The sequence below is a fragment of the Pseudomonas sp. SIMBA_068 genome, from assembly GCF_046534705.1.
Lineage (GTDB): Bacteria > Pseudomonadota > Gammaproteobacteria > Pseudomonadales > Pseudomonadaceae > Aquipseudomonas > Aquipseudomonas putida.
In genome coordinates, this window is record NZ_JAWRYI010001550.1 from 1 (window position 1) to 239 (window position 239).

1 protein-coding gene is annotated in these 239 nt (G+C 44.8%); it reads right to left on the bottom strand.

The genetic code is table 11. From position 1 onward, the window contains the following. A partial coding sequence (locus SB756_RS34880) for a Lon-like protease helical domain-containing protein (protein ID WP_410913857.1) occupies positions 1 to 239 on the bottom strand: 239 nt, incomplete at both ends.

Genomic DNA, 239 nt, shown 5'->3' on the forward strand with positions numbered 1-239 from the left:
CTTCAACAAGTGCAACACTTTGCTCAAGCGCAGCCACTTCAACGGCAGTAATTGCACTGTCGTAAGCATCATTAAATTCACGATCAATTGATTTTTTCTTTCGCTGGTAAGCAGGGTTATCAAATGCGGCTGGAAACGTGTCGAGCACTTCGTCTAAAAACGAGTCTATATCGTCACTCAATTGTTTGCTTTGCCCTGCCTGCATAAACAATGCTATTGGCTCGCGATGGTCGTCGTAG